Origin of the sequence: Dolichospermum circinale AWQC310F, from assembly GCF_000426925.1 — a bacterium.
Taxonomy (GTDB): domain Bacteria; phylum Cyanobacteriota; class Cyanobacteriia; order Cyanobacteriales; family Nostocaceae; genus Dolichospermum; species Dolichospermum circinale.
Genome location: NZ_KE384663.1, coordinates 12,624 through 33,233, shown reverse-complemented (window position 1 = coordinate 33,233; position 20,610 = coordinate 12,624). Strand labels below are relative to the sequence as shown.

20 protein-coding genes are annotated in these 20,610 nt (G+C 35.6%); 11 read left to right on the top strand and 9 right to left on the bottom strand.

The annotated features are described in order from the left end of the window. From ACIR310F_RS21075 to ACIR310F_RS23435, 4 genes are all read left to right on the top strand, one after another. A partial coding sequence (locus tag ACIR310F_RS21075; RefSeq protein WP_196803140.1) for a Panacea domain-containing protein occupies positions 1-523 on the top strand: 523 nt, incomplete at its 5' end. A 156-nt stretch (positions 524-679) separates the two neighbouring features. Continuing rightward, positions 680-916: a hypothetical protein gene (locus tag ACIR310F_RS25965; protein ID WP_196803139.1), complete on the top strand. Its 237-nt coding sequence runs from the start codon at positions 680-682 to the stop codon at positions 914-916. A gap of 13 nt (positions 917-929) precedes the next feature. Further along, complete coding sequence (locus ACIR310F_RS0100610) at positions 930-1,184, top strand: hypothetical protein (protein ID WP_035367379.1); 255 nt, start codon at positions 930-932, stop codon at positions 1,182-1,184. A gap of 233 nt (positions 1,185-1,417) precedes the next feature. Beyond that, positions 1,418-2,773 carry a ParB/RepB/Spo0J family partition protein gene (locus tag ACIR310F_RS23435; protein WP_028082145.1) on the top strand — a complete coding sequence of 452 codons (1,356 nt, stop codon included), beginning with the start codon at positions 1,418-1,420 and terminating at the stop codon, positions 2,771-2,773. Positions 2,774-2,860: 87 nt separating this feature from the next. On the opposite strand, the gene ACIR310F_RS25960 is transcribed toward ACIR310F_RS23435, so the two are convergent. From ACIR310F_RS25960 to ACIR310F_RS0100590, 3 genes are all read right to left on the bottom strand, one after another. Continuing rightward, positions 2,861-3,643 (bottom strand): PD-(D/E)XK nuclease domain-containing protein, encoded by a 783-nt coding sequence (locus ACIR310F_RS25960; protein WP_035367376.1) that lies wholly within the window; start codon positions 3,641-3,643, stop codon positions 2,861-2,863. Between the two features lie 96 nt (positions 3,644-3,739). After that, positions 3,740-4,156 carry a type II toxin-antitoxin system VapC family toxin gene (locus ACIR310F_RS0100595; protein ID WP_231387345.1) on the bottom strand — a complete coding sequence of 139 codons (417 nt, stop codon included), beginning with the start codon at positions 4,154-4,156 and terminating at the stop codon, positions 3,740-3,742. Further along, positions 4,153-4,374: a hypothetical protein gene (locus tag ACIR310F_RS0100590; RefSeq protein ID WP_028082143.1), complete on the bottom strand. Its 222-nt coding sequence runs from the start codon at positions 4,372-4,374 to the stop codon at positions 4,153-4,155. Before ACIR310F_RS0100590 ends, ACIR310F_RS0100595 begins: the two co-directional genes overlap by 4 nt. On the opposite strand from ACIR310F_RS0100590, the gene ACIR310F_RS25050 reads away from it, so the two are divergent. The 3 genes from ACIR310F_RS25050 (at position 4,373) to ACIR310F_RS21055 (ending at position 7,451) form a co-directional block, all read left to right on the top strand. Further along, positions 4,373-4,525 carry a hypothetical protein gene (locus ACIR310F_RS25050; RefSeq protein WP_231387344.1) on the top strand — a complete coding sequence of 51 codons (153 nt, stop codon included), beginning with the start codon at positions 4,373-4,375 and terminating at the stop codon, positions 4,523-4,525. The two genes, ACIR310F_RS0100590 and ACIR310F_RS25050, sit on opposite strands and share 2 nt — an antisense overlap. A gap of 340 nt (positions 4,526-4,865) precedes the next feature. Beyond that, positions 4,866-6,485, top strand: coding sequence for an RluA family pseudouridine synthase (locus ACIR310F_RS0100585; protein ID WP_028082142.1), 1,620 nt, complete (start codon positions 4,866-4,868; stop codon positions 6,483-6,485). A gap of 276 nt (positions 6,486-6,761) precedes the next feature. After that, the gene (locus ACIR310F_RS21055) at positions 6,762-7,451 is read left to right on the top strand and encodes a TMEM175 family protein (protein ID WP_051289426.1); all 690 of its coding nucleotides are present in this window, start codon (positions 6,762-6,764) and stop codon (positions 7,449-7,451) included. A 32-nt stretch (positions 7,452-7,483) separates the two neighbouring features. Here the strand turns inward: ACIR310F_RS21055 and ACIR310F_RS27205 are convergent, their stop codons facing one another. From ACIR310F_RS27205 to ACIR310F_RS23425, 4 genes are all read right to left on the bottom strand, one after another. Continuing rightward, complete coding sequence (locus ACIR310F_RS27205; protein ID WP_071604769.1) at positions 7,484-9,439, bottom strand: MFS transporter; 1,956 nt, start codon at positions 9,437-9,439, stop codon at positions 7,484-7,486. A 101-nt stretch (positions 9,440-9,540) separates the two neighbouring features. Further along, positions 9,541-10,479: a fatty acid desaturase family protein gene (locus ACIR310F_RS0100570; RefSeq protein WP_028082140.1), complete on the bottom strand. Its 939-nt coding sequence runs from the start codon at positions 10,477-10,479 to the stop codon at positions 9,541-9,543. Between the two features lie 92 nt (positions 10,480-10,571). After that, on the bottom strand, positions 10,572-11,243 hold the full coding sequence (locus ACIR310F_RS21050) for an SET domain-containing protein (RefSeq protein WP_051289425.1): 672 nt from the start codon (positions 11,241-11,243) through the stop codon (positions 10,572-10,574). Between the two features lie 181 nt (positions 11,244-11,424). Beyond that, a complete protein-coding gene (locus ACIR310F_RS23425) occupies positions 11,425-14,733 on the bottom strand; it encodes an AMP-binding protein (RefSeq protein ID WP_051289424.1) in 3,309 nt (1,102 codons plus the stop codon). 438 nt (positions 14,734-15,171) lie between these two features. On the opposite strand from ACIR310F_RS23425, the gene ACIR310F_RS0100555 reads away from it, so the two are divergent. The 4 genes from ACIR310F_RS0100555 (at position 15,172) to ACIR310F_RS0100540 (ending at position 19,234) form a co-directional block, all read left to right on the top strand. Beyond that, a complete protein-coding gene (locus ACIR310F_RS0100555; protein ID WP_028082139.1) occupies positions 15,172-15,765 on the top strand; it encodes a TetR/AcrR family transcriptional regulator in 594 nt (197 codons plus the stop codon). A gap of 47 nt (positions 15,766-15,812) precedes the next feature. After that, positions 15,813-17,102 carry an ABC exporter membrane fusion protein gene (locus ACIR310F_RS0100550; RefSeq protein ID WP_028082138.1) on the top strand — a complete coding sequence of 430 codons (1,290 nt, stop codon included), beginning with the start codon at positions 15,813-15,815 and terminating at the stop codon, positions 17,100-17,102. Between the two features lie 46 nt (positions 17,103-17,148). After that, positions 17,149-18,330 carry an ABC transporter permease DevC gene (devC, locus tag ACIR310F_RS0100545; protein WP_028082137.1) on the top strand — a complete coding sequence of 394 codons (1,182 nt, stop codon included), beginning with the start codon at positions 17,149-17,151 and terminating at the stop codon, positions 18,328-18,330. A gap of 157 nt (positions 18,331-18,487) precedes the next feature. Beyond that, positions 18,488-19,234 carry a DevA family ABC transporter ATP-binding protein gene (locus ACIR310F_RS0100540; protein WP_035367374.1) on the top strand — a complete coding sequence of 249 codons (747 nt, stop codon included), beginning with the start codon at positions 18,488-18,490 and terminating at the stop codon, positions 19,232-19,234. Between the two features lie 7 nt (positions 19,235-19,241). Here the strand turns inward: ACIR310F_RS0100540 and ACIR310F_RS0100535 are convergent, their stop codons facing one another. Together ACIR310F_RS0100535 and ACIR310F_RS0100530 are read right to left on the bottom strand one after the other, a co-directional pair. After that, positions 19,242-19,700 (bottom strand): helix-turn-helix transcriptional regulator, encoded by a 459-nt coding sequence (locus tag ACIR310F_RS0100535; protein ID WP_231387343.1) that lies wholly within the window; start codon positions 19,698-19,700, stop codon positions 19,242-19,244. Positions 19,701-19,827: 127 nt separating this feature from the next. Next, entirely contained in the window at positions 19,828-20,259 is a 432-nt protein-coding gene (locus ACIR310F_RS0100530; RefSeq protein WP_028082134.1) for a DUF6932 family protein, read from the bottom strand. Between the last annotated feature and the right edge of the window lie 351 nt (positions 20,260-20,610).

The window sequence follows — 20,610 nt, the reverse complement described above, 5'->3', positions numbered from 1 at the left end:
AGAAGCAGCAGCTATACTTATGAAGCTGCATGGTAAGCCTATCAAGTATTTAGGCTTGCTAAAAATGCTCTATATAGCTGATCGTATTGCGTTAGAAAGAATAGAACAGCCAATTACAGGTGATCATTATGTATCAATGGATTATGGACCTGTTCTTAGTGGTGTTTATGATCTAATTAAAGGAAAACCTGTTGATGATGCTCTACCTCTGTGGTCTGAGTACATTTCTCCTGGTGATAAGAACTTTTTTGTTTACTTAGTCAAAGATCCAGGAAATGATGAATTATGTGAGGAGGAAGAGGAGATTCTTCAAGAGGTATATCAAACCTTTGGACATCTTGATCCATTTCATGTTGCTGAATGGACTCATGATTTACCAGAGTGGAAAGATCCTCATGGTTCTGCTATTCCCATTTTAGTGGAAGATATTTTGAAAAATGTTGGTAAAAGTGAGGAAGAGATTGAAGAAATTAGACAAATAGCACTAAGGGAAGCATATTTAGATGAGGTGCTAAGTGTCTAGTATTTCTATTAACATAGGAGATGTATTTTTAATTGATACACCTCCTAATGGCCAGCATTTTTACGTCGCAATTGCAAAAACTTCTGGTAATAAATATTTATTTGTTAATTTAACAGACAAGAAAAATAACTCTGAAAGAGTGAAAGAGTTTGTGTTTTGACACCAGATCCGAGTTTACCAAGTTTTATTAAAAAGGAATCTGTTATAGCTTACTATTTTGCTCGTGAAATGGATGCAAATGATCTTGCTATTTGTATAACTTCTGGTAGTCCTATTCCCAAAGATTGTTTATCTGCTGATATTGTATCACAAATTCAACAGGGAGGATTAATTTCTAAGAAGTTGAAGAATAAATATAAAACTGCATTGAAGAATTTTTTAGGAATTGATTAAATTAAACTTAATAATGGGAAAGGTTTACTTGAAAATCAAGAATAACTGGAAATTTACAGAAGTATGGATAGATCCAATATTATCACCTCCATACATTCTGTTATTACTTTGTGATAGTGAGGGAAATTGTCAAATTTATGATCCTAAACAGGGTGATAAGGTTGTATTTTCTAGTAATAGTTATGAAACTGCTCAGTTATGGGTATTGGAAGATGAATATGAACAGGTTGAAGGTCGGCTTTTAGCTGGGGAATTAGTAAATTTTTAATTTCGTGCAAAGACGGAAGAAGATTGAACCACAAAGGGACGAAGAACACGAAGAAATAAGAGTTACGGAGAAATTTTGTATGAGGTAAGGTGAATGATGAGTAATACAAAATCTGTGCCTCGTCATCAACCAGGGAGAATATATAAGCTAACGAAGACAGTATTAAATCAAACAAATTTACTGTTATATTAAAATAATACGTCTAATAAATCCTGATTTTGCCATTCAAGTCAATGTCTAATATTCAGATCATCAAAGAAAGAAAAGTTGCCGAACTCTATCGTCATCCAGAAAATGAAAGTATTTATGGTGATGAAGATATACAAGAACTCGCTCAATCCATTAAAGAAAATGGTTTAAGCGAAGCTCTCATTATCACACCTAATGGTATGATTATTAGTGGACATAGACGCTGTAAGGCAGTTAAACTCTTGGGTTGGGAAACCGTTAAGGTCATAGAAATAGAATTTCCTAATGAAGAAGAAGAAAAAAAAGCTCTGCTACTCAAGAATCAAGTCAGACGAATAACAATCGAGCAAATATGCAGAGAAGGAATAAAGTGGGAAGCGATTTTGTCACCTAAATCACTTCAGCGAAGGAGAGATAAAAATGGGAGTCAGGGAACAACTAGGGATAAAGTTGCAGCATTGATAGGTTTGGAATCTGGTTCTACTTTTTACAAAGGTAAGAAAGTAGTACAAGCTATTGATGAAGCAGAGAAAAATGGTGACATTGCCAAAGCAACCCAATTCAGAGAGGCATTGAATAATTCAATTAATTCCGGTGATGAATTACGTGCAGTCTTATCATATATTGATAAAGCAGATAAACTTGGTTATATTGATGAAGCAGAAGCATTAAAAAAGGTATATGAAGAAAACGGTATTCGTGCTGCTTTCACAAGTCCTGTTTTTACAATGCTCAAGAAAAATATAAGAAGCGGCAAAAAACAAGCTTTACCAACACAAACCAATAAAGAAAATGGCAAAAGGCAAGCCTCACAAACACAGAGCGATAATAATCAGACAGAAAGTGATGTAAAGCAAAGTCAAACTCAACACACACAAACACAATGGGTATTAGCTAAATTAGGTCAAAAAATCTGTGGCTCAGTTTGGATAGCTTCTAATGATCGCTCACGTATATGGGAACATGAACAATTAGGCAGCTATAGTATTAGTATTGATTCTTTTCCACATTTAGGAATCGGTAATCAAGCCCAAAACACTGTCAAGTTGATTGATGTAGTTTGGTTGAGTGGAGATAATCAGGTTACTGCTGCTTTTGAAGTTGAATGTACCACATCTATATACTCAGGATTACTACGTTTGGCAGATTTAGTTGCTCTTTCCCCAAACTTATCTTTTCCAGTTTTTATCGTACTCCCTAAGTCTCGTGTCAAGAACGTGATAAAAGAACTATCCAGAGCTTGTTTTAAAAGTTTGAAACTAGATAAAAAATGCCGATGGATATTTATTGAAGATTTATTAAATAAATGGGAGTTGATTATGGAATTTGATGGTACTGTAGAGTACATTAGAAAAATTTCTCATAGTATTGATTCATTTAAACTTCATAATGATGATTAATATGATATCATTAAAATATGAAACACATTTATAATCACAGAATAGAACATTATCAGCAAAACCAAAGATAAGTGGTTATTTATAACATTATGTTGGTCTAATAAAAACTTTAACTATCATACCATCTGTAGTTTGGCTTAAATCGTTTTCAAGACCACGAGGATTTTTAATTCTTCTTTCTGGATCATAAACAAAACAAATGAGATTTTTACAATCAGGATGTGATTTATAACAAGTAATGTCTACAATTAATTGCTCTTTAATTTCTTTATTAGTAAGCTTTTCGCGTGTCTTTTTAAGTTCAATAACAGTTTGTTCCTGCTTTAAAAGGAAATCAACTCTTGAAGCTCCACCAGCATAACTTGGAGTGCATTCTTCATCTCTAATATCGTCAAAATATAAAGTTAGTAAAGCATGAAATAAATCCTGGACATCATACTCATCATTAATTTCTATGGTATTTCTGCTACTGTGTCTAGTTTTTAGTTGTCTGGCAACTAAATCAAATCTATTGCAAAGAAGTTCAATCTTATTTAAATCAGGAATAGTAGGTTGATTTGTGTTCTTTTCTTCCCAATGATCTTGTATTTCTTTTATCATTGATTGCAAAATTGCACGAGATTTTTGTAACCCATCTTGAGATATACCCTCAGTACGATTATTATAATCACCTTCACGAGCATAGGTTGCTGTGAAATTAATTTCCTTAAAATATATTAAATATTCGTTATTGTTACCAAATATACGTTTAATAGCAATTTCTGTGTCTATCTTCCACTGATGAAAATCAGGACTAAAAAACACAGATGTAAAGTTATCAATAGTTTTAAGTTGAACTGTGAGCTTTTTAATTGCGTCTTCTTTTTTCATTTTTTTAACCCTGATTTACAACATAGCTGCATTGTAACATTTGTGATCACTAATGCGAAAGGTGTCGTTTAGCAAAGCTTACCGAAGAGATAGCTTTTATTCCCTAGAAATATGATTTAACTCCCCAGGTAAAATCACTAGAATTTCTGAACCTAAAAATCCAGACACATCACGAGTTACAATCACATCTACCATTGATTTCATAGCACAAGCATACTGCACAGCATCCTCAAAATCTTGAAAATTTAAAGCTACTGCTGTTTCTAAAATATTTTTATCAACTGTGCAAATGTGTAAATCTGTGAGAATTTGAGAAATTGCATCTTGAGCAACTTTTACACCTGCTGCTTTACGAATAATATAATAAATATTAGTAATTGTAGTAGCAGCAATAAACCCTATAATCTCACCTGCATCAATTTTTGCAAATAGCTTGACTGCATCTTCTACAAAAGGTTCTCGTTCCAGTAAAAAATCTAGGACGATATTCGTATCAATAAAAACTCGCATCATTGGTATTTTTCAATTAGATAAGTCGCATAATCTCCATTAATATTCTCATCACTAGAGATATTTGCAGCTTTAGCAATACCACGCAGTCGAGATAAATTACCTTTCTTTGATGGTGATATAGTTTCTTGTTGTATTGATTCTAATACAGTTTGTATCAATTGCCAGCGATCGCTCATTGGTAACTGTAATACTTGTTTTTGCAATTCTTGTAATGTCATGAGAAGATATCAAAAATTATTCATTTTAATTATATATCAATATGATGTATATCGCGTACAGTCAATTAATATACCCACATCCGAAGCGATCGCTAATTTAAAGGAAAGATTACTTATGTATGGTTATAAACAGTGGCTTGCGGAAGGATAATACCAATGGAAATTACCCGCATCATAGTAATAAAATTCTGTCAACTACCTTTGGAAATATTGCTATTTCTTGCTAATTGTGAAAAAATTAAACCGTATTGTCTGAAAAAAAGTAATAAAAAGTAATAGTGAAGTCAGTATAATTTTCAGTATAGTTTTGATTGCTTTGATTGTTAGCTAAGACTTTTTTGTTTCGGTACTCATATCTAATTATTCATTCATTATATGTTTGCTTTTTGTTGTTAGAAAAATTATTGAATTTAAGAAAAAGTAAATGATAAAATTCCTGAAAAACTTATAAAAAAGTTAGTAATTCCTAAACTATATATTTTCTGACTATTATGACTATTCTTCATCCAATTTCCGATTTTATCACCTCTGATTCTATAATTTATCCCTCACAACCAAACTATTACTATGAAGGTAAATGTCCCCAAACTGGTGAAATATTAAGATTACCTCGCACTGGTTTAGCGGAAGCTATAGCCCATAGTCTCATGCAACAACTTGAGGAAAATTATCCTTATTCCCGTGAGGGAAAAATGTATGGTATTTTATTAGTTGAATTACCCAATGGTGAATTAAGAGTTATTCAGGCATTTTCTGGTTTATTCGATGGTAATAGTCTGGTTGAGGGTTGGATTCCACCTATTCCTGGTAGACAGGAAGTGGCTGTATTAGAAACTCAGACTTTAGCAGAATTAGAAACTATTAAACAAGAGATAATTAATCTGCAAAAAATTCCTGAAAGACAAACATATCAAACTCTTTCTGATCAATATATCCAGGAATTACACGCTATTAGTTTACATCATCATCATAGCAAACTAGAACGACAGGAACAACGGCAAAAATTAGAGCAAATTCTTAGCGGTGAATCTCTAGAAATTGCCTTAGAAAAACTAGCAGAAGAAAGCCGTCAACAGGGAATTGAACGCCGAAATATCAAACGTCATCAAAATGAAGTTTTACAGCCTTTACAGCAGATTATAGCCGCCGCAGATAGAAGGATTACGGAATTAAGACAACAGCGTAAACAACTATCTCGCCAATTACAAACAGAAATGCACGCTGCTTATAGTCTGACTAATTTTTCTGGACAATCTCTATCTTTACAGCAATTATTACCAGGAGGAACACCAACCGGAACGGGGGAATGTTGCGCTCCTAAATTATTACATTATGCTGCAACCCATGGATTAAAACCTCTAGCAATGGCTGAATTTTGGTGGGGTAATTCTTCTATAGAAAATAAAGTTTCTGGAGAATTTTATGGGGCTTGTGAAGAAAGATGTCAGCCATTAATGGGATTTTTATTATCAGGATTAAGGCTAAATAAACCAGAAATAATTTATGAAGATGAATGGTTAATTGCGGTTAATAAATCATCAGGATTATTGTCTGTTCCGGGTCGTTATTCTCATAATCAAGATAGTGTAATTAGTCGTTTACGTTATTTTTATGATCAAGAATTAATTGCTGTACATCGTTTAGATCAAGATACTTCTGGGATTTTATTAATAGCTAAAGATTTAGTTACTTATTCCCAATTAAGTCAACAATTTGAACAAAGGAAAATTCATAAAGTTTATGAGGCTATAATTACAGGTTCTCTAACTATTAATGAAGGGGAAATTAATTTACCTTTATGGGGAAATCCAGATCATCGTCCCTATCAACAAGTGGATTTAGAACGGGGTAAGCCTAGTTTAACGCGCTTCCGCGTAATAGGCAGAGAAGGAAAATATACCAGAATAGAATTTATACCTCTGACTGGACGTACCCATCAATTACGGGTTCATGCTGCTGATAAGAGAGGACTGGGAATGAGGATTTTAGGGGATAAACTCTATGGTTGTCTCAAGAGTGTCAGTAGATTATATTTACACGCAAGGGAGTTGAGTTTTTACCATCCCTGGCTACACAAAATATTACATTTACAGGTAAAAACACCGTTTTAATTATAATTATTAATAAAGCTGTTGTGCAAATTGGAAAAAGCCTTAATTTGTAGGTTCGGTTGTGAAACGTGAGCGTTCGCACAGCAAGCAGCATGAAACCCAATAAATGCGTTGGGTTACGCTGTCGATTAATCCAACAGGAACTGGACAACCTATTGAATATTTACAGAATTTTATTTATCATTAATTCTTGTTATTTGAATTTTATGTTCCACCGTAAGTTTACTTTGACCTAACTTACAAATTAAAAATAGCCTGCACTTTTGGATATGACTAATGAATGAAGATAAAAACAATAATTCTGCTCAGAAAGAACCTATTGCCCACCTTCAGAGAATAGCTGATATTATATTCGCACTGGCAATGGCAGAGTGCTTCTTAGCTCTTGATTTTCCTGAAAAGCTTCAACAGCCTACAGATTCAGAAGTTGTGGCATTTTTACTAGCTCAAATAAAACCACTCACTAGCTACGCGATTGCATTTGTGACTGTTGGTTTCTACTGGCTAGAACATATCAAGCAATTTAAATATTACAAACAAGCAGATACGATTCATATCTCACTCTATTTACTGTATCTGATGGGAATATTTCTGATTCCTTATTCTGACAACCTAGTTATTTATTTTCCAGAAAATGCACTTGTGAAAATATGCTTTAGTATCAATACTGCATTCATTGGATTGATATCATTTATTAACTGGAATTATGCGACTTATAAACGCAGACTAATTCCCGATGATCTAAATAGTGAAATTATTATTTCTACAAGATGGAAAATATTGATCGAGCCGATTTTTTCCTTATTAACAATAGGAGTTGCTATCATCGATCAAGGTTGGTGGGAATATGTCTGGTTTTTATTACCAATTCCTTACCTCTGGACTGAGAGGATATTTGGTAAGGATGGTGTTAAAAATAATCAACAGGCTGACAATAATTATGAAAAATATCAGGACCAGGAGTAGCTAATCACCCCGAAATACTAAATACACTCCGTTTACTGTATCTTTGCAGTAATATTGACATCTTTAAGCTGACCGTCTTCCATATAAATAATGCGGTCAGCAATATCTAAAATGCGGTTATCGTGGGTAACAAGCAAAATAGTACAGCCTTGTTCTTTAGCAAGTTTCTGCATCAATTCCACAACATCGCGGCCAGATTTTTTATCAAGTGCAGCGGTAGGTTCATCAGCTAAGACAATTTTAGGCTGGCTGACTAAAGCACGAGCGATAGCCACCCGTTGTTTTTGTCCACCAGAAAGATTTTCGGGGTAGTAACTGATACGATCTCCCAAACCAACAGATTCTAGCATGGCGATCGCTTTGTTGTTGATATCATGATTTAGATATTCATCATGCAATTCCAACGACATCCGCACATTTTCCTGGGTAGTTAAAAACGTCATTAGGTTATGTGCTTGAAAAATATAACCTATTTGACGGCGCAATTTAGTTAACTGTTGTTTATTTGCTCCACATATTTCCTGTCCTAAAATTTTCAAACTACCTTCTTGAGCAGAACGCAAACCACCCATTAAAGTCAAAAGGGTAGTTTTACCTGAACCGGAAGGTCCAGTCATAATCACAATTTCACCAGGTTGAATATCCAAATTAATGTCAAATAATACTTGTTTACGTAATACACCTGATCCAAAATAATGATTCAGGTTACGCACTGAAATTACAGGTTCGGAAACAGGGAATGAAGAATCAGTAGTAACTGATTTAATTGTATGAGTGCGGCCGATTGAGGAAACTATGGCAGTGAGCAACATTGTCACTCCAGCCGCTACAAATAATCCGGTCAAACTGACTTCCAGTAACAATCCAGAAATACCTTCAGACAAGGGATCAAGAGCTACCGCAGCGAACATTGTCAGTCCCATTATTCGTCCCTGCATATTTGCGGCTGTATTTTGTTGCAGCCAAGTTATGCCCAGTACGGTGACAGTACCACCTCCTATCCCCATTAAAGCAATTATTCCCGATGCTATCCAAAAGTCCTGTACAAATCCTAATGCTATTAGTCCCACACCCAGACCATAGCAGAGTAAAACAAGGGGGGTTTTGGGATTCTTAATTGCACTCATTTGACTAGCAACTAAGACACCAAGTAATGCACCCATACCGTAAGCGGATTGTAGATAACCAAATGTTGTGGCATTACCTCCAAACTTTACATTGACTAAGGCTGCAACGCCGATGATGATCGGACCTAACATCGCAAAATTAATCATTGCTAAGAGTAGCAAACTTATTCTGATAGCAGGCTGTGTCCAAGCATACTTTAAACCTAAAATAATCTCACCTGTTAAAGCTTGTTTCTCTGGTTCAGTTGCCAGAGGTTGACGGCGACGAGTCCGCACTAGGTATATGAACAAACTACCAAAGGCAAATATGAGTGTATTGATTGCAAAAGCAATGGTTAATCCAAACGCACCAATCATAAAACCCGCACCAGCAGGTCCGATGACTTCGGTAAACTGTTCACTGCCCTGTATCCAAGCGTTAGCTTCTGCTAATTGTGATTTTCTCACCAATTGAGGCAAGAGGGCAAGAATCGCTGGGTATAAAATAGCCTCAAACAATCCAAATAAAACAGCAATTACAATGAAAACAATGAGATTAAAACCATCTAATATTAGTAAAACAGTAGCAATTCCAATTAGAAAAGTATTAATCAAGCCCCCGATGATAACGACATTTCGAGTTGACCAGCGATAGCGAAGCGCTGCTGCAAGCAGTTTACTGATTGCACCACCTACCAACATAAACAAGGCTCGTGGAATTGCAGCTGCCACTAATACAGTACCAACAGCCAAACCTGAAGCCGTTTTCTGGAGTACCAACCATGTTAACGACACAAACCAAAATTGAGCAGCAGACAAAATTAAAGTTTGCCCTAACCACAGCCAACGAAAATTAGGGAAATACAAGGGCGATCGCAACATACACTCTCCGTTAATGAATGTAGAGACTTTGCATACAAAGTCTCTACAAAGGTTGTATTCACAAGATGTCTATTAGACAAATATGGTGAAATTGGTTTCTATTAGTGATGACTACTATCACTACTCAGAGGTAGATAACCAACACGAAGACTATCTAGACTTTCAACTTCAATTTGGTTATTACGTATTAATTGCCTATAAGTATCTAAGATTCCCTGTGAAATGTCTGGATTATCTGCACATAAAGCCTGATGTGCTGCTGGTAATTTATACCAGGGAATAGTAGGACACAAGTGGTGAACATAGTGATAACCTGCATTATGAAAGAAAAAGTTAATCACAGGATTCACATTTGATCTCGAACCTGAGAAAGTATTAAAATGTTCTTGCACCTCAGCCAAAAGTGATAAAAAAGAAAAACACCATAATAAAGGCACAAACCAGTAAAGAAGTAAAATGTCTAAATGTCCTGATAAACTGAATCCTAGAATAACTACTAACCAGAACAAATAAAGTTTGTAACTTTGCTTTATCCCATTAATGATTGCACTAAGTTTGAATGAATCTTGGAGCAAAGGATACAATATAACTTCTATGAAAAAGTAATATATAGAAAAGCCCAAGAAAGGTTTAATAAACAAGATCATAAATACATTCTTATCTGGTTTATTTAATCCCAAAAACTCATAATTTTCGGGTATATAATCACCATGAGATAATAAGTATTTATGATGCGGAAAGTGATGCTCTCGATAAGAAGAAATTGTCCTCAAAAATGGAAAACTATATATAAATTCTAGTTTTTCGTGCCATGACTTTTCCATAAATAGATTATTATGAACTGCCTCATGTACTAATGCTTCACCAAGGGCAAATTGAAAAATTCCTATTAACCAAACAGCGACCAGATAAATGAAGATATTATTTGCCCAAATACTAAAACCAGCTACTATGAAAATTGCTATCCAGTCTCTTAGTAATGCTAGAAACGACTTGATATTATTACGCTCAACAAAGTCAATTGGTTTACTCTTGGTCATAAAATAGCTTCTTTGTGATTTAACAGCGGTTTTTGGATGAAAGGGAACAGGGAAAACTAGGTCGCCCACAAAGGGCTTGGTTTTCACCTAATTTACATTTTTGCAAGTACTTTAGCCCATTTTTTCTGGAAATTAACGTCTCGCTGTTTGATCCAGCTTAACAGTAATTGCGAAAAATCATGATTGCTCTGTAAGGAATTGATCAGATTATTTTTCCTTTTAGAATCCATAAAATCTAACAATGGCTGTTTAACATTCAGAACACAATTCAAAGCCTCATTTGTCGGGGAAATCCAGAGATGTAAACAAGCTTTATGGTCTGCTTTAATCTCTTTCCTACAGTTAGGACTACCACATTTACATAACATACCTCTCTTGTACTCTCCATCAAGCAAATCACCATAATCCACATCAAGCAAACCATAATCCGTCGTTATTTCCTCACCTTCAGCAATATCCCTGACAGCGATAGATAACATATATCCAGTAGAAATAGTGTTAAAGTCACAGCTATGGTTTATATACTTTTCATTATCCCAGCTTATAACGCCATAACCTTCCAAATTGAGATAAGCAAAATGTTCGATAATTGCCTTAAACTCTACATTTATAGAATATAGAGAAGCAAACATTTCTGGTTTCACCTCTACATCAAGAGGATCATGAAATGCAACAATTGTCCCTTTTGGAATTAGTTCAGTGGCAAATACTCCATATCCAATTTCTGAATTAACAAAGCGAAGTTCAGTAGATTTATGTAGCATTATCTGTTTATGTCCTCTGTAACACACCTAGCATAATCAAGCCAATGTAGATCCAATACTACTCGGTTAAATCTTTTTTGGGCATTACAACTGAAACCGAGCAGTATTGAATATGCATCAGGTTTTCTGACTGTTATCCCTAGTCAGCACTCAATTGATTTGACCTAGTTCACACTCTCATTTATTCAGCACTACTCAGCACGAATTCTATATATTGATGAGTAAACTGCTTATCACATGGTGGACACCAGTGTAAATAAGTATCAACTTGGTCTGTCTTGATATTTCTGAACATCGTATTAAATTGGTTTTCTAACTCAGGTGATACCACTGATTTCAATAGTTTCATGCCATTTTTGTTCGTATGACGAACATATTCTTCATACTTGTTAACGAAACTTCTGAGTGGCACAATCTCAATATATTTGTCCAATTTGTCAAAATATCTAATTACATCAGACCAATTAAGTGGATGTGGATTATAGAAAGTGTAATTGTGTTTTCTCTCATTGGTAGGCAGTAGGGATGTAGAAATAATTGCCTTGGCAGCATATTCAACTGACATCAAATCAAAATCAGCATCCATATCAGGTATGCAGCCTATTTGATAAATAGCACCCAAGAAATTCTCAAATGCATCTTCATCAATAAAAAAGTCATCATCAATATTTTCATAAGCCTTTTCTATCAAGGCAAATAGTTTGTGCAATGGGGTATTTTTAGTGATATGCTCAACTCGAAGAGAGTATAAATATCCCAAGCGATAATTAACCCACGGGTATCCCTGTTCTGCAAGACGCAAGACAATTTGCTCTGTTACATACTTGGTTTGTGCATATCCATTGACCAAACCAATAGGGGTGGGATTTTCAGAGCAGTCTTCTAACAAGGATGTAGCACAACTCGACACATTATAAAGGGGCTTGACCTTTCCAGATAATGCGAAGTCTGCAACTTCAATAGTGCCAACCACATTAGTGTTCTTGATGATGTCATAGGGGAGATAGAAGTTATCCACAGCCGCTACATGATATACGCTGTCAATATTTTTTGCTAATTCATTATAGCGATCTTCTTCTAGTCCAAACCGCTTTTTAGACATATCACCGATGATGATTTGTACACGATTTTCCCATCCTTGTAGCAGCTTGACATCGAACTTTCGCGCGGTTTTCTTGATTCGTTGAAGACCTGCTTCCTCATTGGCTGCTCGAACTAAACAAGCAATATTCAGATCGGTAGTGTCAAGGAGTTCTTTCAAGAAATAAGTACCGACAAAACCAGATGCCCCAGTTAGTAAGCAAGTTTTGGTTTGAGTGTTCTGGCCGAGATCAACTTTGTTGTCACGATTACGAAGAAGGTATTCTAAAGCATTTTCTATCTCTACATTAAGAGGTTGACTGTGGGTAAGTCTGACTTTTAGCGAGTCTTCATTAGAGATAACACCAGCTATATCGTCAATCATCCCCAAGAAAGTATTGGCGTAGAAAAAAGCTTCTGTAGGAATTTGACAACCCAGTTCTGCTTCCAATATGCTATGAATCTCAATGATTTTCAAAGAGTCAATCCCATAGAAGAAGATAGACTTTTCTACATCGAAATCAACCATCCGCACTTCATATTTCTTAGTCAGAATCTGGATAAGACTAGTAAAGACCTTCAGGTGCATTGGACCCATAGAAGTTATGCGTTCAAAGGTCTTTTCAATGTTTAACATACTAATTTCTCCTGGGGATTGATTTGTAGATTTGTCTTCAGGCCATTTAGCTAAAGCATCGGTACAGCCTTGGAGAAACTCTTGCTTGCACTGTTGTCTACGAATTTTGCCACTAGATGTTTTCGGGAGTTGCATATGTCCTAAAAACACGAGTTGGCGTAATTGGATCTCGAAATTCTCTCCCACCGCGACAGAAATAGCTTCTACCAATTCTTCCAAATAACCAGACCGCCGTAGATTGATGACACCAGCTTTTGTCAATTCGGCGAAAATCACCAAATCCTCTCCAGTCTGACCGGGAACACTGAAGGCCGCAACAGAACCGGAGCGAATATCAGGATGTGTTTCTTGAACACAAATCTCAATGTCTTGGGGATAGTAATTCACACCATTGATGATAATGATGTCTTTCATTCGGCCTGTAATATATAGTTCGCCCTTTTCATCAATAAAACCCAAGTCACCGGTACGGAGGTAAGTCTGATCATCATCTGGTAAAGAAACAAGAGTTTTTGCTGTGGCTTCTGGATGGTTGTAATAACCAGCCATTATGTTAGATCCTGTACTCCAGATTTCCCCAACATGATTTGGGGGTAATACGCAATTTTTATCAGGATCAACGATATAAATTTTTTGGTCTAGGCAAGGGTTTCCACAGCCTACAAAAACCTTTTCCTTACTTTTGTTGGTTGCCTCTTGCGCTATATTTTGCCTACCCAGTATCATCCAGTCAACTGCCTTAAAAACTGGTTCTGCATCAATGTATCCAGAAGAAATATAGACTGTTGCCTCGGCCATACCATAAGCAGGGGCGAACATATGTGGCTTGAATCCGTTCACCGCAAACTTTTCTGAAAAATCCCATATAGTTTGTGGATTGATTGGTTCAGCGGCGTTAAGTGCCACTGATAGAGAAGATAGATCCAGTGTCTGCTGATCGCTGGGCTGGATTTTATCAACACATAGTTGATAGGCGAAGTTTGGTGCGCCTGTATATCCTGCTCGGTATTTAGTGATGGCACGTAGCCACTGTATTGGTTGGGAAACGAAGGTTGAGGGCGCAAGTAGGACACAATGACCGCCAGTGTAGAGGCTACACAACAGATGGGCGACTAAACCAAGATCATGATAGTGTGGCAGCCAAGATACGAAGGTAGAATTAGAATTTGCCTGACTCATTGCCACAATCATTTCTAGGTTGTTGAGACAATTGGCATGGCTGATCATCACACCTTTCGGTAGTGAAGTTGAGCCAGACGTGAACTGCAAGAATGCGATCGCTGATCTGTTGATCTCTGGTAAAGGTAAGCTCTGAGAGTTTGCTGGCTCAACAGTCATGTCTGTTGGGACATAAATCAGATTCTTGGGCCAGTTTTCTTCCTTACTCAAAGTATCCCGAAAAGCTTGTTCATCCTTGCTAAGAAGTAATATTGTTGAGGCTTCTGTGGCAGAAACAATATCTGAAATCTTCTTGTTGGAACGATTGCGTTTTGGGATATGGATAGGTGCAGGCAACACCCCAGCATAAAGGCAACCGAAGAATGCAACTATAAATTCAATTCCTGGTGGATAAAGTAAAATCGCATTGCGTGATTGTAGTCCTTCAGACAATAATCTTTGAGCTATATTAATCACCTGGGAATACATATCCCCGTAGCTAATATAACTATCTTCTGCACCGTTAATATCGAGCATTGTATAAGCCCTACGGTCAGGTTGTACCTCAGCCCAGTAGGTAAGCACTGAATTCAATGTATTTAATGCTTTAAGCATATGTTATTGAAATACATGACACATAAACTATATTTTAATACAATTTTTGTGTCAATACAGATTGACACTATGTCCATAAGAATATCCAACGATTTCCATAGAGATCGACCGCATGATCTAGAGTGCATAGATCATGTTTTTTGTCAATAATATACATCAACGAAAATTCTTCGTTTCAGGTTTTTAGGGATTAACTTCCGATCAGATCAATTCAGATCAATAATGAATGATAGCGAAGTGCTGCTGCAAGCAGTTCGCTCAAAGAGCATCACAAAATCACGTTAAAATGCCCGAAACCCATACCTCATGGTTGAGCCTGTCAATGCGTAAGTCCTATTGAATTAGGATATCTGAATTTGTAAAGATATATTGACAAACACTTTAGGTTTATTATATTATTTAATATAACGAGCGTTCGATATAAAGACGATAGTTGTTATGCCAAAAATTGTTAATCATGAACAATACCGTAAAGAATTACTTGGTAAATGTTTTGATTTGTTTGCAGAAAAAGGCTATGCAGCGATTACTATGCGGCAGATTTCTGCGGGTTTAAAAGTTTCCACTGGCGCACTCTATCATTATTTTCCCAATAAACAAGCTTTATTTGAGCAATTGGTGGAAGAAATTAGTCAGCAGGATATAATTACGGTTTTGACAGAATTTAGAGGAAAAAATAACCTACTAGAATTGATGGAAGCTTTGGGTCAATATCTTGTTATAAATGAGGATTACTTAATTAAATGGACTTACCTATGGGTTGATTTTTGTCAACATCAAGACTCAAAAATAATGCTAACTAATAGCACTGTTTTCAAACGTGCTAATCAACGATGTCAGCAGTTAGCCTGTGATTTATTAGGTGTTCGAGACGTGGTACTAGCGTCTTTTGTTTTGAGTTTTGTAAATGGTGTGGTTTTAGAGAAATTATGGGGTAATGAGAATATTGATTTCTCTGAACAGTGTCAGCTTTTAGGAGAGATGATTGTAGCCTATTTAGGACAAAAAACCGACTTTAAAGTTAGTATTTAAGCATCAATAAATGTAGAGAAATTTGTTTTGTCACTTTGGGAATTATGATGAGTTATAAACTGTTGTTTAAACCTAAAAATCAAGGCTTAATTGCTTTAATAGTTGCGGCCACTGCGATAACAGCAGGAATTGCTATTTATGGGATTTCTAACTTTGGCAAAATGGAAAAATCTTCTGTAATTGAAGCAAAACCAATTGTCCCAATTTCCCCAATGGTGACTGCTTTAGGAAGATTAGAACCGGAAACGGAAATAATTAAATTATCTGCACCCTTAGCATTAGATGGCGATCGCATTTCTGAACTATTAGTTAAAGAAGGTGATAATGTTAAATTAGGTCAAGTAATTGCCATTTTACAATCTCGTGATCTGTTAAAAAAAGCCCTGATTCAAAGACAGAAACAGGTGAAAGTTGCGGAAGCTAAATTACAACAAATTAAGGCTGGTGCTAAGTCAGGAGAAATTGCTGCACAGCAAGCAATTGTTGAGAGAATTAAAGCCCAATATGCAGGAGATAAACAAGCCCAAGCAGAAAATATTTCTCGGATATCAGCCCAATGGGAAGGTGATAGAATTGCCCAAACAGCAACTATTAATAAATTAATAGCAGAATTAAAAAATGCCGAAGCAGAATATCAACGTTATCAACAGTTATTTTCTGAGGGTGTAATTTCTAGTTCTGTAATTGATAGTAAACGTTTAAATGTAGAAACCGCAAAACAAATATTAAATGAATCCCAAGCGGTTCTGAAACGGATTAATACCACCGCAAATAAACAACTAGCAGAAGCTAAAATTGCCTTAAATCGTATTAATAATACTAGCAATAAAGAAATTAGTGAAGCCAAGGCTAAACTTAATAGTGTTGCCGAAATTCGTCCCGTTGATATAGAATTAGCCAGAACAGAAGTTGAAAGTGCGATCGCTGATTTGCAACGTGCAGAAACCGAACTACAAGGAGCTTATATTCGCGCCCCTATGACGGGACAAATTATTAAAATTCATGCCCATGTTGGTGAAAAAATTGATAATCCAGGGGTGGCTGACTTTGCCCAAACTAATACAATAATGGCTGTAGCAGAAGTTTATCAAACCGATATTAGTAAGATCAAATTAGGACAAACAGCCATAATTACCAGTCAAGGATTTACAGGAGAATTAAAAGGTGTAGTTCAACAAATTGGGTTACAAGTCAAGCGCCAAAACGTCTTTGGTGATCAACCAGGGGAAAACTTAGATGGTAGAATTATTGAAGTAAAAATTCGCCTAAATCCTCAAGATAGTAAACGAGTTTCTGGCTTAACCAACTTACAAGTCCAAACAGCAATTAAATTGTAAGTTAAATTGTAAATTATTCCCCCTAAAGGTGCAAAAAATCGAAACAATGATTAATAAAATATTTCGGAAAACGCCCCTAGCTTGGCGACAATTAATGAAAGAAAAAACGCGGTTAGTAATTGCAGTATCAGGAATTGCCTTTGCTGATATACTGATATTTATTCAAATGGGTTTTGAAGGTGCATTATTTGATTCTGCTATCAAACCTCATCGCAATTTACAAGCTGATGTAGTCTTAATTAATCCCCAATTTCAAACTCTATTTTCAGTTAAAAGTTTTTCTAGAGAAAGACTTTATCAAGCATTAAGTTATGAAGGTGTAAAATCAGTTAGTTCTATTTACATTGGTACGGGACAATGGCGTAATCCTCAAACAAAACTTGATCGGGCTATTTTAGTTTGGGGTGTAGATCCAGCTACACCTGGGTTAAAATTTCCTGAAGTCCAAGCTAATAAAGATGATCTCAAACAATTAAATCAAGTTTTGTTTGATGAAGCCAGTCGTCCAGAATATGGAGAAATTGGCAAAATTTTTCGAGCAACGGGGAAATTTAATACTGAATTAAACGGAAAAAATCTCAATGTTAAAGGTTTATTTCAAAATGGTGCTTCCTTTGCTTCTGATGGTAATGTTGTGGCTAGTGATTCCACTTTTTTACAATTATTTCCTACTCGCAAACCTGATCAAATTGAAGTTGGTTTAATTACTCTCAAACCTGGTGTAGATATTGAAAAAATCAAAGCCAAATTGAAAATAGGATTAAATCCAGATCCTCAAAATCCTTTTGTGGAAGTTGGAACTCCAGAAACATTTGCTCAAAAGGAAAAGACTTATTGGGCTGATGGTACAGGTATTGGTTTTATTTTTGGTTTGGGTGTGATTGTCGGTTTTATTGTTGGTATTGTCATTGTTTATCAAATTCTTTATTCTGATGTTTCTGATCACTTACCAGAATACGCAACTCTCAAGGCCATGGGGTACACTGATCATTATCTATTGGGAGTTTTATTACAAGAGGCATTGTTATTGGCTGCATTAGGTTATTTACCTGCATTTTTCCTATCTTTTGGGATATATCAATTAACTTTTACTGCGACTCTTTTACCCATAGCCATGAAATTAGATCGGGCAATTAATGTTTTTATCTTAACAGTAATTATGTGTACTATTTCCGGCGCAATTGCTATGCAAAAACTCCGTTCTGCTGATCCTGCTGACATTTTTTAAGATAGAGAAATAATGAGAATTGATCACAGTTTGTAGGTTGGGTTTCGTATCTCAACCCAACTGGATGAAGTATTGTTCAGGGCATTATTGATACTTAAAAATACCAGATATTTGACTCTTACCTCTTGTCTTTTATTATATTCTCAGGAGAAAAACTATGACAAATCTGAAAACTCAAACTATTACTATTAATTCAACTTCAGAAACAGTGATTTCTGTTAGTAATCTTAATCATTATTTTGGTAAAGGTGCGCTACAAAAACAAGTATTATTTGATATTAATTTAGAGATTAATGCGGGGGAAATTGTGATTATGACAGGTCCCTCTGGTTCGGGCAAAACTACCCTATTATCATTAATGGGGGGTTTACGTTCTGCCCAAAGTGGCAGTTTACAAATATTAAGACAGGAAATGTCTGGGGCAAGTAAGGGACAATTAACTAAATTACGTCGTCAAATTGGTTATATTTTTCAAGCCCATAATTTAATGAGTTTTTTAACAGCAAAAGAAAATGTGAGGATGTCCTTAGAGTTGCACGAAAATTACTTCAAAGGTGATATTAATGCCAAAGCTATAGCGATGTTAGAACACGTTGGTTTAGGGGAACATATTAATTACTATCCAGAGAATTTATCCGGTGGACAAAAACAACGGGTAGCTATAGCCCGCGCTTTAGTTAGTCACCCAAAAATAGTATTAGCAGACGAACCTACAGCTTCATTAGATAAACAATCAGGCCGTGATGTGGTAGAATTAATGCAACTATTAGCCAAAGAACAAAATTGTACTATTTTGCTTGTCACCCATGATAACCGCATTCTCGATATAGCTGATCGGATTATTTACATGGAAGATGGACAATTGAAAAGTGATGGTGTAGATATTCGCGTCAAAGTGAATTAATCCTCCCTTATTTAAAGATAATTTCCTCCCGAATTTCCAGATTAAGAGTGTGTTGAATTTTCAAAAGTTTTGTCAAACTAGCACTAGCATATCCATTTGCTTCATCACGTTGCACCTGTTGAGGTTTAACTCCTAAAAGTTTGGCAAAACTCTCTTGAGTGTGTCCACGAATAATCCGCGCTTTGATGAGTGCTTCTGGTAGTTTTTCTAAACTATCATATTGCAATTTCTCAATTTTACCCTGATTATTTTTGAGATTTTCGTACTCTTTTATCTCTTGAGTAAACTCCTCAATTTGGCTTTTGAGTGAATCAATACGAGCCTCATAACGTAGTTTTTGGTTTTCATCTTCTGGAACTGGTTTACTAGCATATTGAGCCATTGCTAACTCAAATTTCTTCATTTGTGCCTTAGTAATATTGTACTGCCATTCATTCAAAATCATCATGTTTAACCCATAACTCATTTTTTCAAAAATGACATTACCTAATAATCAAAATTAATTAGATAATGCCAATTTATATCCCTGTTTTATATTGATAACTTTCAATTTTAAGGATCAAAAGTAGCAAAAAGTATTTTGCATCCTATTCTTACAGATCAACTACAACTATACCTTTGATATTACCATTACGGTCTTGCTGGAAAAATTCTAAACAAGTGGTAAATGGATCTTCAAAAGTGTTGTTAGCAATCGAAAACTCCCAGCCATATTTGTTTTTTTGTGCCGACCTTCTGCTGCTAGGATGCAAAACAGGGTCGAGTTCTTTCAAGAGTTTAAAGTCTACTTCATCGTCTTCCCAACAAACATCAAAATCATTAGGAAGTCTTTTAGTGGTTACAAAACTTCCGCCAATATAAATTCTATGACAACCGCATTGCTTTAATATCTCGCACCCTTGTTTGAGTCCAGATAAAAGATTTTTTCGGCGTTTATTGTAAGCTAGATACTCTTCAATTTCCTCCCAATTAGTCAAATGAATACCTGGTAATAAATTGCCATTTTGGTTAAACGTAAAAATCATAGTAGGTTTTTATCCCGTCATAAATTCATTCCTCCGATAAATTCACTAAATTAACCGATTAGACTTAAATAGAATTAGACATCAGCTTGTGATTTACAAAGCTTTGATACTTATTTCTAGATTAATTTATCGGTGTTAATAGAAGAATTTACGGCTTATGTGAGTTAGTATTAAAACTCTTGTAATTTCGTTAATAATTCCAAAATTATCGTGTTGGAAAACCCTAGAAAAACTTATAAAACAACAAGATTTTTTAACTCACGTAAAGGCGTAATTGGCGTTGCATATTTGTGGGCTGATAGGGGCTGGAAACATTAAAATTTTGTTCCGCAGTCAATAAAATCATTCCAT

Coding starts and splice junctions, on each gene's coding strand:
- ACIR310F_RS0100610 (WP_035367379.1), top strand. CDS start 930: ATGGGAAAGGTTTACTTGAAAATCAAGAATAACTGGAAATTTACAGAA.
- ACIR310F_RS23435 (WP_028082145.1), top strand. CDS start 1,418: ATGTCTAATATTCAGATCATCAAAGAAAGAAAAGTTGCCGAACTCTAT.
- ACIR310F_RS25960 (WP_035367376.1), bottom strand. CDS start 3,643: ATGAAAAAAGAAGACGCAATTAAAAAGCTCACAGTTCAACTTAAAACT.
- ACIR310F_RS0100595 (WP_231387345.1), bottom strand. CDS start 4,156: ATGATGCGAGTTTTTATTGATACGAATATCGTCCTAGATTTTTTACTG.
- ACIR310F_RS25050 (WP_231387344.1), top strand. CDS start 4,373: ATGAGAAGATATCAAAAATTATTCATTTTAATTATATATCAATATGAT.
- ACIR310F_RS0100590 (WP_028082143.1), bottom strand. CDS start 4,374: ATGACATTACAAGAATTGCAAAAACAAGTATTACAGTTACCAATGAGC.
- ACIR310F_RS0100585 (WP_028082142.1), top strand. CDS start 4,866: ATGACTATTCTTCATCCAATTTCCGATTTTATCACCTCTGATTCTATA.
- ACIR310F_RS21055 (WP_051289426.1), top strand. CDS start 6,762: ATGAATGAAGATAAAAACAATAATTCTGCTCAGAAAGAACCTATTGCC.
- ACIR310F_RS27205 (WP_071604769.1), bottom strand. CDS start 9,439: ATGTTGCGATCGCCCTTGTATTTCCCTAATTTTCGTTGGCTGTGGTTA.
- ACIR310F_RS0100570 (WP_028082140.1), bottom strand. CDS start 10,479: ATGACCAAGAGTAAACCAATTGACTTTGTTGAGCGTAATAATATCAAG.
- ACIR310F_RS21050 (WP_051289425.1), bottom strand. CDS start 11,243: ATGCTACATAAATCTACTGAACTTCGCTTTGTTAATTCAGAAATTGGA.
- ACIR310F_RS23425 (WP_051289424.1), bottom strand. CDS start 14,733: ATGCTTAAAGCATTAAATACATTGAATTCAGTGCTTACCTACTGGGCT.
- ACIR310F_RS0100555 (WP_028082139.1), top strand. CDS start 15,172: ATGCCAAAAATTGTTAATCATGAACAATACCGTAAAGAATTACTTGGT.
- ACIR310F_RS0100550 (WP_028082138.1), top strand. CDS start 15,813: ATGAGTTATAAACTGTTGTTTAAACCTAAAAATCAAGGCTTAATTGCT.
- devC (WP_028082137.1), top strand. CDS start 17,149: ATGATTAATAAAATATTTCGGAAAACGCCCCTAGCTTGGCGACAATTA.
- ACIR310F_RS0100540 (WP_035367374.1), top strand. CDS start 18,488: ATGACAAATCTGAAAACTCAAACTATTACTATTAATTCAACTTCAGAA.
- ACIR310F_RS0100535 (WP_231387343.1), bottom strand. CDS start 19,700: ATGAGTTATGGGTTAAACATGATGATTTTGAATGAATGGCAGTACAAT.
- ACIR310F_RS0100530 (WP_028082134.1), bottom strand. CDS start 20,259: ATGATTTTTACGTTTAACCAAAATGGCAATTTATTACCAGGTATTCAT.